At 44.5% G+C, this 12,200-nt stretch carries 11 protein-coding genes and 1 other RNA gene; 11 read left to right on the forward strand and 1 reads right to left on the reverse strand.

The window, feature by feature from the left end; translation table 11 throughout:
* The 10 genes from rnr to KNP83_RS03585 all read left to right on the forward strand — a co-directional run bounded on the left by rnr (position 1) and on the right by KNP83_RS03585 (position 10,213).
* A complete protein-coding gene (gene rnr, locus KNP83_RS03540; protein ID WP_214760595.1) occupies positions 1-2,406 on the forward strand; it encodes a ribonuclease R in 2,406 nt (801 codons plus the stop codon).
* A gap of 49 nt (positions 2,407-2,455) precedes the next feature.
* Positions 2,456-2,926 carry an SsrA-binding protein SmpB gene (gene smpB, locus KNP83_RS03545; protein ID WP_029595066.1) on the forward strand — a complete coding sequence of 157 codons (471 nt, stop codon included), beginning with the start codon at positions 2,456-2,458 and terminating at the stop codon, positions 2,924-2,926.
* A 49-nt stretch (positions 2,927-2,975) separates the two neighbouring features.
* Positions 2,976-3,331: a transfer-messenger RNA gene (gene ssrA, locus KNP83_RS03550) on the forward strand.
* Between the two features lie 127 nt (positions 3,332-3,458).
* Positions 3,459-3,614, forward strand: a complete 156-nt coding sequence (locus KNP83_RS03555) for an alcohol dehydrogenase (protein WP_214760597.1) — start codon at positions 3,459-3,461, stop codon at positions 3,612-3,614.
* 190 nt (positions 3,615-3,804) lie between these two features.
* On the forward strand, positions 3,805-4,413 hold the full coding sequence (locus KNP83_RS03560; RefSeq protein WP_214760600.1) for a hypothetical protein: 609 nt from the start codon (positions 3,805-3,807) through the stop codon (positions 4,411-4,413).
* A 71-nt stretch (positions 4,414-4,484) separates the two neighbouring features.
* Positions 4,485-5,450 carry an HNH endonuclease signature motif containing protein gene (locus tag KNP83_RS03565; RefSeq protein ID WP_214760602.1) on the forward strand — a complete coding sequence of 322 codons (966 nt, stop codon included), beginning with the start codon at positions 4,485-4,487 and terminating at the stop codon, positions 5,448-5,450.
* A 178-nt stretch (positions 5,451-5,628) separates the two neighbouring features.
* A complete protein-coding gene (locus KNP83_RS03570; protein WP_214760604.1) occupies positions 5,629-6,108 on the forward strand; it encodes a GNAT family N-acetyltransferase in 480 nt (159 codons plus the stop codon).
* Positions 6,105-6,752, forward strand: coding sequence for a type IV pilus modification PilV family protein (locus tag KNP83_RS03575; RefSeq protein ID WP_214760606.1), 648 nt, complete (start codon positions 6,105-6,107; stop codon positions 6,750-6,752). The genes KNP83_RS03570 and KNP83_RS03575 overlap by 4 nt, the downstream gene beginning before the upstream one ends.
* 471 nt (positions 6,753-7,223) lie before the next feature.
* On the forward strand, positions 7,224-8,948 hold the full coding sequence (locus tag KNP83_RS03580; protein WP_214760608.1) for an AAA family ATPase: 1,725 nt from the start codon (positions 7,224-7,226) through the stop codon (positions 8,946-8,948).
* 2 nt (positions 8,949-8,950) lie between these two features.
* Entirely contained in the window at positions 8,951-10,213 is a 1,263-nt protein-coding gene (locus tag KNP83_RS03585; protein WP_214760610.1) for a hypothetical protein, read from the forward strand.
* Between the two features lie 201 nt (positions 10,214-10,414).
* Here KNP83_RS03585 and KNP83_RS03590 read toward each other — a convergent pair whose 3' ends face one another.
* Entirely contained in the window at positions 10,415-10,618 is a 204-nt protein-coding gene (locus KNP83_RS03590; RefSeq protein ID WP_251139174.1) for a hypothetical protein, read from the reverse strand.
* A gap of 132 nt (positions 10,619-10,750) precedes the next feature.
* On the opposite strand from KNP83_RS03590, the gene KNP83_RS03595 reads away from it, so the two are divergent.
* A complete protein-coding gene (locus tag KNP83_RS03595; RefSeq protein WP_214760612.1) occupies positions 10,751-12,163 on the forward strand; it encodes an NAD-dependent epimerase/dehydratase family protein in 1,413 nt (470 codons plus the stop codon).
* Positions 12,164-12,200: the final 37 nt, after the last annotated feature.

Consider the following 12,200-nt stretch of genomic DNA (forward strand, 5'->3'; position numbering starts at 1 on the left):
TTGAATTTACGTGACCAACTACTAGAAATCATCCAAGCCAGTGATAAAGCACTGACGGTGGACCAATTGACCGAGCGTCTTGCGCTCGAGTCGACGGATGCCTTTAAAGAGCTCATCCGCACCTTGAACGCCCTCGAAGAAGAGGGTTTAATCGGCCGCACACGGACGAACCGTTACGGGACGCTCGCCGTACTCGGCCAAGCAGCGGGAATCATCTCGATTCACCAACGCGGCTTCGGCTTCCTATCGGTCGAAGGGGAGACGGAAGACGTGTTCTTGCCGCCCGACCAATTGAAAGACGTCTACCACGGCGACACAATCCTCGTCAAAAAACGCGAGGACAATCGCGGCAAGACCGAGGGCGTGCTCCTCAAAGTCTTGAAGCGCGGCTTGAAAGAGTTCGTCGGGACGTATACGCTTCCGAGCGGACGCCTCGACCAGTTCGCTTTCATCGAGCCGGACGACAAGCGCATCAACTTCTGGCCGGTCGTCAACCCGGACAAATCGCTCGGTGCCGTCGATGGCCATAAAGTCGTCGTCCGCATCACGAAGTATCCGGATGGACGTTTCGCCGGAACGTGTGACGTCGTCCGCATCATCGGACACAAGAACGACCCGGGCGTCGACATCTTGTCGATCGTCTATAAGCACGGGATCCCGACGGAGTTCCCGGAAGATGTCATCGACCAGGCGAACGCCGTGCCGGACGAGGCCGACGAGAAGGACTTCATGGGCCGCGTCGACCTTCGCAACGAGACGATCTTCACGATCGACGGCGAAGACGCGAAAGACTTGGACGATGCCGTCCACGTCAAGAAACTCGACAACGGCAACTATGAGCTCGGCGTCCACATCGCCGACGTGTCACACTACGTGACGGAAGGTTCGCCGCTCGACGTCGAGGCGTTCGAACGGGGGACGAGTGTGTATCTCGTCGACCGCGTCATCCCGATGTTGCCGCACCGTCTCTCGAACGGGATTTGTTCCCTCAACCCGCACGTCAACCGGTTGACGCTCAGTTGCGTCATGGAGATTTCCCCGCAAAACGGGAAGGTCGTCAACCATGAGCTGTTCCCGAGTGTCATCAAGACGACGGAGCGGATGACGTATACGAACGTCCGTGAAATCATCGAACGTGATGACGAAGCGACGCTCGAACGGTACGAGCCGTACATCCCGTTGTTCGACCTCATGGCCGAACTCGCGGAAGTGCTCCGGAAGCGCCGCAACTCGCGCGGTGCCATCAACTTCGATTTCGCTGAGGCGAAAGTCGTCGTCGACGAAGAAGGCAAACCGGCCGACATCGTCTTGCGTCCGCGCTCGGTCGCCGAGAAGTTGATCGAGGAGTTCATGCTCGCGGCCAACGAGACGGTCGCCGAACACTTCCACAAGATGGACGTGCCGTTCATCTATCGTGTCCACGATAACCCGAAACCGGACAAGCTCGATTTCTTCTTCGACTTCGTCGCGAACTTCGGCGTGCACATCGAGCGGTTCAAAGGTCAGAAGGTCGAACCGAAGACACTTCAGAAGATTTTGAAGACGATCTCGGGCGAACCGGAAGAGCCGGTCATCAGCACGATCATGCTCCGTTCGATGCAACAGGCGAAGTACGATGACGTCTCGCTCGGCCACTTCGGCCTCGCGACCGACTTCTATACGCACTTCACGTCGCCGATTCGTCGCTATCCGGACTTGATCGTCCACCGTCTCATGCGCACGTACGCCTTCAATGGTGACTTGTCGGAGAAGACGATTGCGAAGTACGAGGACCGTCTCGGGCCGATCGCCGAACAGGCGTCGAAACGCGAGCGTCGTTCGGTCGATGCCGAACGTGAGACGCAAGCGCTCAAGAAAGCCGAGTACATGGAATCGCGTCTCGGGGAAGAGTTCGACGGCGTCGTCAGCGGCGTCACGAACTTCGGGATGTTCATCGAGCTCCCGAACACGATCGAAGGGCTCGTCCGTCTCCAGTCGATGGATGACTACTACCACTTCGACGAGTCGCAGCTTATGTTGCTCGGCGAGCGGACGAACCGTCAGTTCCGCATCGGGGACGCGGTGCGCGTCAAGGTCGACGCCGTCAACTTGGACGAGCGTACGATTGACTTCACCGTCGTCGGTATGCCGAAGCGGGAACAGTCGCGCCGTCGCCAACCGACGACGATCAAGGCGAAAGAAAGCCGTCCGAAGAAAGACGACAAGCGCGGGGGACGCGGTCGCGATGACAAACGTCCGAAGCGCGGCAAACCGGGCAAACCGGGGAAACCGGGCCAAGCCGGGAAACCGTCGAAACCAGGCGAGAAGCCGAAGTCGTCACAAGGCCGTTCGGCGCTCGACTTGAAGAAGAAAGACAAACAAAAACGAAAAGGCGACGCCAAACGCGGAGCGAAGAAGCGTCGCTGACGGGAGGGGACGTCCCCTCCTCCATATTGAAGTAAAGGACTGAATGTCTATGGCCAAGAAGAAAGATTCGAACGCGCTCGCGCAAAACCGAAAAGCGTCCTTCGATTATGCGATCGAAGATACGATTGAAGCCGGCATGGTGTTGACGGGGACCGAGATTAAATCGGTGCGCCAGTCGAAAATCAACATTGCCGACGCGTATGTCCGCTTCGACGGTGGCGAGGCGACGCTTCATAACTGTCATATCAGCCCGTTCGAGCAAGGGAACCGGTTTAACCACGAGCCGCTCCGTGTCCGAAAGCTATTGTTGCATAAGAAGCAAATCAATCAGCTCATCGGCGCGCAAGGCCGTGACGGGTATACGATCATCCCGCTCAAAGTGTATCTCAAGAACGGCTTCGCCAAATGTCTCCTCGGCATCGGGCGCGGGAAGAAGAAGTATGACAAGCGCGACGACTTGAAGAAGAAAGATGCGAAGCGCGACGTCGACCGGGCACTCCGGGACCGGCAAAAATACTGACAGCGAGACCTGATTGTGGTATAGTTGTTGTAGTACCAATTACCACCTCGGGGACGTTATGGATTCGACGGGGGTAGGTCGGTCGTATGTGGCGTGTCGAGGGGTCGGCCTCGTTAAAACGCAAACGCCTATAACTGGCAAAACTAACACACAACTCGCAGCAGCCTAAGTGCCCTGCGGATCCTGACATCCATCGCTTGTGTGGATGATTATCAGGGTCTCAAACTAAGCAAGCTACGCTTCAACCTCGCCGTCTGAGGGCGCGAAGAAGAGATGAACCAGACTGGATGGGACAACGCCTGTTTATCGGCAGTGTCACATTGAGATTCAATAGATAAACTACACACGTAGAAGCATGCGTTACGATGCCTTCGGACGCGGGTTCGACTCCCGCCGTCTCCATTTTTAAACAGTCTATACAGACTGTGATCAATGATATTTCATGAAGACCTTCTAATTTCATTGAGATTAGAAGGTCTTTTGAATTTTATGGAGCAACTCAATCATAGTGAGATGAAAGTAGGTGAATCGAATGGGAAAATATCAATTGGATACGAAAAGTAAAGTAGCGGCTGCCAAGTATCAAGACGGTAAAAAACCATCTGTCTCGAATAAAAAAGATAAGATCAATCAGATTCGAGAAGCATATTTGCAGAAGCAAAAAGACAAAAAAGAGTCTGGTGAATGATCAGAATCATTGTAGCGAAAGGGTTGTTGAGTGTTTGCTCAATAACCCTTTCTTTGTGAATGGACGACACCATTATTTGGGTTTTTGAACGGGGTCAAAGGATTGAATAGTATTTTATTGAATATAATCTATGAGCTGTTTTTAAAAAAACGTCACGAGAATATACATAACCATCATAGGAGGAATCCTCATGTCAAAAAAATCTACGGAATTAATTATCAATGGGGTCAAGAAGTATGGTCCGGCAGTAGGCAAGTTTGCAATTGAACATAAAAAAGAAATTGTTGGAGCAATTGGTGCACTCGGTGTAAAGGAACAACTTAAAAAGCGTACGAATAAAGAATCAAATCCTAAAAAAGCAAAAGACAAAATCATGCATCCTCGAAAGAAGAGATATCAATACTATTTAACAGAGGTAATCCCTACAGTAGATACTCGAAACCGAGACGAGTTGTTCCAGTACAAGTTAGAAGTGGAGCAATGCATTCAACAAATTAAATTGGAGCAGGCGCAGGACATCGTCATCAAAAAACAGATTCATGAGAGTCGGATAAAAGAGTGGGATGCAATCCTGTCTCAAATCGTGAGCCAGATGACCGTGAAAGATTATATGGAATATTTAAAGCTCTTTAACAACCCGGAATATCAAAGCGAGTATTTTAAAGGCTTTGAAGGAGATGTTGAGAAATTTAAAAAACTAAATACTATCGAACAGTATGATACGTTAGTCCACTATATTCATGAAAAAACAAATATCGATATAGAACAAATCAAAAAAGAGTTTTCGGCTCCTGTTTGAGTTACCTTGATCCGTTCTTGTTCCTCCTTCGTTATAATCGATGATGTAACGAAGCAGTGGGGGTGAGGTCATTGGGCTGGGATTTGAGTGTTGCTGAAGCGAAGGACGTCTACTTAACAGAAACTGACTTATGGCGCTATACACAGCAATTTTTAATGAATGCGACACATACGACGACGTACAAACATATGCTCATGAAGGCGTTGCTCGAATGTACGACTGAACTGAGTGATTCCGGTGTCCTGACGTTCGAGCAAATTTCAAAACATGTGACGAAGATGTATTGGAATTTGATTGTGACGCACGGATTGCGACAAGTGAATCAGACTGGAAAGATGAGTTCGGTGGAACAAACAATGCTCGCATTTCAAGCGACGCATGAAATTCCGTCTTCATGGAACTTTGACCGTCTGCCAGATGAGCAGCAGCAACAATTGATTCGGGAAGTGAATCGGTTCTATAAGAAATACGTGTACGGCTCGTTTTATGCCTCGTTCGATGGAACCATTTATTCGTTCAATCGGAAAGAGGAATGGGTCAAACTCGTGCCAAGCTATATCGTTTTCTTTGAGAAATATAAGCGGGTATTGATGAACGTCACGAACTATCAACTCGCTGTCTTCTTAGAGAAATACAATACACGTGATGCAATGGAGCGAATTTTGAGCAAACTCGAGTTTGTCTCGGCTCGGCAATCGCTCGATGAGTTCAAACAAATTTTGCTGAGTCATGGTCATTCCGCCTGTTTTTATTGCATGAAGCCGCTCAAACAGATTCATGTCGATCACTTCATTCCGTGGTCGTATATGCAGAATGATGTCTTGTGGAACTTTGTGTTGGCATGCCCGAGTTGCAACACGAGCAAGAATAATCGGATGGCGAAGGTGGATTATCTTTATGCACTCGTGGAACGAAATCAGGAATTGCGAGTAGCAGAGCAGATGGAGACATATAAAAAGACGAAATTGATTCACTTGTACGAGTATGCAGTGCAAAATGGATTTGAAGCCAATTGGGCACCGAAGAAAATAAAATGAGTCGAACCTGATGAGTAAGGTTCGACTCATTTTATTTTTTTTTGATTATTCCTTCTTACATAAAACATTTTCAGAACACGTCCAACAGGATATAGAGATTGGATGAGTATTTAATCCGAAAATTTTCCCGTAAATTGTATGATAAACTGAGGGAAAGAAGATTGTGAGGGGAACAATGATGAATATTCACTTTGAAAAGATGGACGAAGGGGAACTTACTTCTTATTTGACGTGGTTGATTGACGATTATGCGAATGACGTCGCCCGCAACTATCAATTGCCTGCTGCACTGGCGCAAGAAGAGTCGACACAATTGATTCATAGCCTGTTTCCAGACAATCGACCGGCGGACGGGCAAACGGTTGTCCATGTAATGGACGGTGCGACACGAGTCGGGATTTTATGGTACGCCTTTCAGGAAGAATCAAAACGTGTCTTCATATATCATGTTTGGATGCAAGATGCCTATCGCGGACGTGGATATGCGACGGCAGCATTGCAACGACTTGAGACGATTGAAGTGCACGAACTCGGGGCAACTTCGATCGGTTTGAGTGTGTTTGGTTCAAATCCGGATGCTGAGCGACTTTATGCACGCCTCGGATTCCAACAAGCTTCGATTGCGATGAACAAGCTTTTAGGTGAGGTATCGAGGTGAAGCGCTTTTGGAAATGGACTTTGGTCGGAATCGGAGTACTTGTCGTCGGGATTGGGGGACTCGCTCTTCTGTTCGTTCAGTCGATGCAGTCCGATCCGGATGAAGAAGCAAAAGCAATTCAACTCGCTGAGCAGTATGTAGCTGAGCGTTTCGACAATGCCGAATTGACGACAGAGGTCACGTTCGACAACATGGGGAATTTCCCGTTCAAATATGCGGCAACCGCCGTGGATGCTGTGACAGGGACCGAGTTTTTCGTTTATGCGGACGAGACGACAGGAGAAGTCGTCGACACGTTCCTGGCATCGAAATGGGAAGATGACGTGACGGATGTCATCGAGGATTCGGTCATGATGGCGTTTGGAAGCGACGTCACGTACGACGTTTTTTACGATGAAGTAGCCGTACGACAACTCGACGCCTCGGCGGCGAACCCGCTCGCCTATAAAACGGCCGACGTCGTACCGACAATCTTGGTGACGATTCATCGAGAGCCAGCGTCAGGAGACGAGGCCCTCATCCGCACCTGGATGACAGCGCTAAAAGAGAGCGACATGTTACGCCATGCGGAAGTTCATGTCGACTATGTCGCTAAAAACGGAGAGATCCTCAATGATGGGACCCCGTTAATTCTATCATTTTAATGAAAAAACACTTTCTGCGCGAAGGAAGTGTTTTTGTTCAGTCAATAGTCAACACAAGTTAAACAAATCCGCCACAATCGCATCACTTCCGTCTTGGAACATGAATAATCGGAGTGTAATTGACAGATCTCCCTTGATGAGGGTGCTGAACCGCATAAGTTACCTCTGCTTTTTAATAGGTTGCGAACCACGAGCCAACTGACTGGATGAAATATCGCATATTTATTGGCAGTCTAACATTGAGACTTAATGGGTACACTAAACACGTAGAAGCATTTGTTAACTTTGTCTTCATACGAGTGTTCGATTCCCGAAAATCTCCAGTATTTTTTGTATATAGAGTGCTGTTATCGTTTATTATAATGGTATTTTTTATTATTTTTTTGCTCAATACTTTGAATTTTTATTAAATATGACAATGTACTTTATTTGGTATAAAATTTACATATGTCAATTTTAGGAGGTATTCCGTTGGAGAGTATTAGAGTGAAAAACTTAAGAAGTCTTGAAGACACAGGTGACGTATCGTTAGCTCCTCTAGTGGTATTATTAGGGAAAAATAGTTCAGGAAAAAGTACCTTTCTAAGAACATTTCCCTTGTTAAAACAGAGTATAATGACGCCTATTACGGAACCCATTCTTTGGTACAGTGATAAGTCAGTAGATTTTGGAGATTTTGAGACTAGTATAAATAAATATAAGAAATTATCTAATGAACCAATATCTTTTGATTTTAAATTTAAAACATTAGCAGCTTCAATGTATTATGGTAATCCTATTTCGAGAAGTCGTCCAAAAGAATATCTTGACATTAAACTACATGTTGAAGTTTTGAAAAAAAGATTTAAAAAAATTCAGGTTCAAATATTAGATCAAAAATTTGAGCTTACAGCAAGGACGTTTGATGATAAGACACCTGATTCTTTTACATTAGTCATAAACGAGATTCCATTAAATATTGAGTTTAGTCAAGAAACGAACAACTCTTTTTATGGTAGAAACTTCCTTCCTGTTATTGTACCTGAATTAAAAATTAAAATGGAAAGAAATAGAGTTAGAATACGACATGTTAACGGTCTTTTCATTGACTATATAGTTAATGAGATAAAAAAAATTATATTACCTTATTTCGATAATTTGATAGAAGAAAACCCAGATAATTATTTAAATACTATTAGAAATGATGAGTTTGAATCCGATAAAGATTTTATATTGTCAGCCCAAATTGAAGAATTTATTTCCGAATTAAATATAAATTATTTAAAAGAAGTTGGAAACAAAGATTATCAATTTTTTTACGAGATTCAAGAGAGATACATAAATAGAATGAAAAAAAGTAACAGTAAAATTGTTAAAACACCTTATAATATTTTTCTTGAAGCTTTGAATATTGCTTCTGAAAAAGAAAAAGCCGAAATTAACACGCTCTTACTTTCTATTTATTGGAAGATGATAGTTGATATTTGTAACGAATATTTAGTTGGATATTTTGGGAAAGTTCATTATATCGCTCCTGTTAGAGCCAGCGCGCAACGTTATTATAGGACGCAAGGTTTAGCAGTAGAAGAAATTGATCCTCAGGGTGAGAATATTCCTATGGCTATAAATAACATGAACGATGGTGAGAAAAGAAAGTTTAGAAAGTGGACAAAAATCAATTTTGGTTTCGAAATATTTACGAAAGAAAATGGTGGTCATGTAAGTTTACAAATACAATTTGATGATAATAATGTTATGAACTTAACTGATACTGGTTTTGGTTTTTCTCAAATATTACCTATAATACTTTTAATTTGGAGAGCTAATGAGTTAACAATAAATAATTCTAATAGTATTAATTCTAATGCAAATCTAATTAATAATAATCAATATCCCACTACAATAGTAATTGAACAACCAGAATTACATTTGCATCCACATTTACAGGCTAAGCTTTGCGAGGTACTAGTTAAATGTATAAACTATACGAATCCTAAAAGAACTAAAACACGATTTATTATTGAGACTCATAGTGAAACTATCATAAACAAGCTTGGACAGTTAATTTTCGAGAAAGAACTAGAATCTAATCAAGTTAATATTATGGCATTTGGCTTATCAAAATCTGATAGCGAGAATTCGATTAAAAATATTCCATTTAATGAAGAAGGGTTACTGGAGCAGTGGCCAGCAGATTTCTTAATGGAGGATTTTTGAGAATGCTTTTAAAACTAGACGATTCTTTAATAGAATATATCCAATCCAATCAACTTACAGTTGAGGAAGATGAAGCTTTGCATAAGCTTTTTCGTAGTCACGATAATAAATATCATTTTGTGTTTGGAAGTCGATTTTTATTTAATTTTTTGTCATCTCATCCATCAATGTCGACATATATAAAGAGACAAAGCAAAAAAAAATATCAAAAATATGTAATGTTGGAACAGAAAACAAGGTATAGACATAGTCATGTAATCGTAATACCTTCTACTGAATCTTTTAGTCGAGTGGATAACGAGTTATTTAACGAAAACTATAACTATTCAATTATCGAAACTATATTTTATATTCCTTTAAAATGGTTTTGTCATCCAGCCATTTTAGAAAGAACATGTTTAATATCTGAGAACAGTTCAGATGTGAATTTTTATTTCCAATTAGCAAAAGGTATTTCAAACATTTATCATCATAATTCGAATGTTATATTTTCTAGAAATTCAGGAGGTGGTGGCACTACATTTAAAGTCGTTAAAGATAAAGTCGAAGATAATAATATGTCTCTAATTGTCGTAGATAGTGACAAAATTCATCCCGACGATAATCACGGTCCTACGTGCAATAGTGTGAAAAAAACATATGAACGCTTTAAACGGTATTCAGTACTTGGACTTAAAATTTTATATGTACATGAAAAAGAAAATTTATTGCCTCCAACAATATATGGTACATTCGGGAAAATGCATAAAAATATTGTAGAGCCTTGGATAACTATATATAATAGTGAATTACTATATCCACTTTACAATTTTGCTGATTTAAAAGAAGGGATTTCTGCAAAGAATTACTGCTCTTTTTATGAACTGCTTTTCCATGAACCTTGTAGAATTGTAGCAAAAAGCACTACAGAAACGTGGGGTTTTAACAAAGAGTTTATTGGATCTAAAGAGGAATTTGAAAAATTAGTAGTTGAAGTGAAGAATGGGAAAGCTGAAAATAAATATTTACTTCCTCCGTTGGCTTCGGACGTACTAGAGGACTTTATTTTAAAAGATATACATTTAGAAACCAAAGCACAATTAGAAAAAATAAAAAAATCCCCTTCTAATTCCCTCGCGAAAGCAAATCACATAGTTTTTTTGGAAGAAAAATTACAAGAAATTGAGTCTTTTCATCAAAACTTAAATGAATTTCATAAGTCATATTTAAAAGATTTAAGTGATCGAATAAACGATTGGGGATTTTGTAATACGGATGCTGTTTAACCTTTAATATTTAGATGAAGTTTATTTATTAAATTCAAAAATTGAACCTTATTAAAAGATTCAATCAGACTGTAGACAAAACATTGTCTGCAGTCTTTTTTATTTGCCCGAACGTACACACGTCATTCCTTCTTTTTATAGCTTCGTTCATTTTTTTGTTGAACTCAGGAAAGTAGTTGCCCGATAATTTAATAGATTTATTTATTCATCGTATAACCTTAACAAATCCGCTACAATCGCATCACTTCCGTCTTGGAACATGAACAAGCCGAGGGCGATTAACAGACCTCCGATGATGAGTGTGCCGAACCGCATCAGTCCGTTCGTATTCTTTTTGAATAAACCGCGAATTACGAGCGCTCCACCGATCAATAGCATCAAGAAATACCAAAACCCTATAGCCATTCCTCCTCGAATGTAGTTGGCTTTAGTTTATATATATTTTCCAGTACATACTGTAGGGCGCAGAACTGATTTAATCTAAGCCTAAGACGGGTACAGTACCTTTATGTGTAAATAAAGGGGAGAGTGACCACTATGCGGAAAACCATCGTCATCGCGGGAGCGAGCGGCTATATCGGCTCGAACGTGATGGACCATTTAAAAGAAGAATATGACATCATCGCCTTATCTCGTTCGACGAAGAACAAAGAAGACGAAAACCACATCACGTGGCGGTCGTGCGACTTGTTCTCGTATGAACAGACACGTGAGGCGTGTGAGGGGGCGGACTACGCCATGTTCCTCGTTCACTCGATGATTCCGGACGGCGGGCTGACGCAGGCGACGTTCGAAGACATGGACGCGCTCATTGCCGACAACTTCGCCCGGGCATCGAAAGCGAACGACATCGAACAAATCGTCTACTTGAGCGGGATCATACCGAAAGAGTCGAAGACGTTGTCGCGTCACTTGAAGAGCCGGCTCGAGGTCGAACGGATTCTCGGCGGCCAAGGGGTGCCCGTGACGACGATTCGGGCCGGGCTCATCATCGGTCCGGAAGGTTCATCGTTCCCAATCCTCGCGAAACTCGTCAAACGGTTGCCGGTCATGATCCTCCCGAACTGGACGAAGACGGAGACGCATCCGATCGACCTGCGTGAAGCCGTCCAGGCGCTCATCTCGGTCGTTGGGGCCGAGGCGCTGTATGACCATCATATCGATATCGGCGGCCCAGAAGTGATGACGTATCGGAAGATGATTGAAGATACGGCTGAGGTCATGGGTAAACGCCGCGTCATGATCGACTTCCCGTTCCCGACGATCAAGCTGTCCCGCCTCTGGGTCATGGCGGTGACGGGTGAACCGAAAGACACCGTCTATCCACTCGTCGAGAGCATGGGCCACGCCATGGTCGCGAAAGACACGACCGGCGTCAAACAAGGGGAGATTCCGTTCAAGGAAGCGGTCGAGCATGCGCTCGAGGAAGAAGAGAAACAGAAGTCGGGTGGCGGCAAGAAGAAAAAAGCGCCGCAACAGTATACCGTTCGCTCGATTCAACGGTTCGGCCTGCCCGAGAACAAATCGGCGCTATGGATGGCCGACACGTATTTCGAGTGGCTCGGCCGGCTCGCATATCCGCTCATCCAGACGACGAAAGAAGACGATGACTGGGAGATTGCGCTCCTGCGCCCGTCACTCGTCGCGCTCCATCTGTCGCTCGAAGACGAGGCGACGGATGACATGGCATCCTATTCCATCGACGGCGGCCTGTTCACGAAGTTGAGTGAGGATGACAAGACAGGCCGACTCGAGTTCAGACGGCTCCCCGAGTCGGACGAAGGTCTCGTCGCCATCCATGAATTCGTACCGGCGCTGCCGTGGTGGTTCTATACGAAGACGCAGGCAAAAGCCCACCTCGTCGTCATGTGGCTGTTCGGTCGTCACGTCCGTCTGCTTGGGGAAGATGCGGATGAGGGCGATCAAGTCGTCGAGGCACCGACGAATTAAGGAAGACGCATCCATCTCGTGATGGATGCGTCTTTTT

The sequence above is a fragment of the Exiguobacterium sp. s146 genome (genome assembly GCF_018618415.1).
Taxonomy (GTDB): Bacteria; Bacillota; Bacilli; order Exiguobacteriales; family Exiguobacteriaceae; genus Exiguobacterium.

What these genes read in the sequence shown, in the direction of transcription:
- KNP83_RS03595 (WP_214760612.1), top strand. Translation starts at nt 10,751, where the DNA reads ATGCGGAAAACCATCGTCATCGCGGGAGCGAGCGGCTATATCGGCTCG.
- KNP83_RS03555 (WP_214760597.1), top strand. Translation starts at nt 3,459, where the DNA reads ATGGGAAAATATCAATTGGATACGAAAAGTAAAGTAGCGGCTGCCAAG.
- KNP83_RS03570 (WP_214760604.1), top strand. Translation starts at nt 5,629, where the DNA reads ATGAATATTCACTTTGAAAAGATGGACGAAGGGGAACTTACTTCTTAT.
- KNP83_RS03560 (WP_214760600.1), top strand. Translation starts at nt 3,805, where the DNA reads ATGTCAAAAAAATCTACGGAATTAATTATCAATGGGGTCAAGAAGTAT.
- KNP83_RS03585 (WP_214760610.1), top strand. Translation starts at nt 8,951, where the DNA reads ATGCTTTTAAAACTAGACGATTCTTTAATAGAATATATCCAATCCAAT.
- smpB (WP_029595066.1), top strand. Translation starts at nt 2,456, where the DNA reads ATGGCCAAGAAGAAAGATTCGAACGCGCTCGCGCAAAACCGAAAAGCG.
- KNP83_RS03590 (WP_251139174.1), bottom strand. Translation starts at nt 10,618, where the DNA reads ATGGCTATAGGGTTTTGGTATTTCTTGATGCTATTGATCGGTGGAGCG.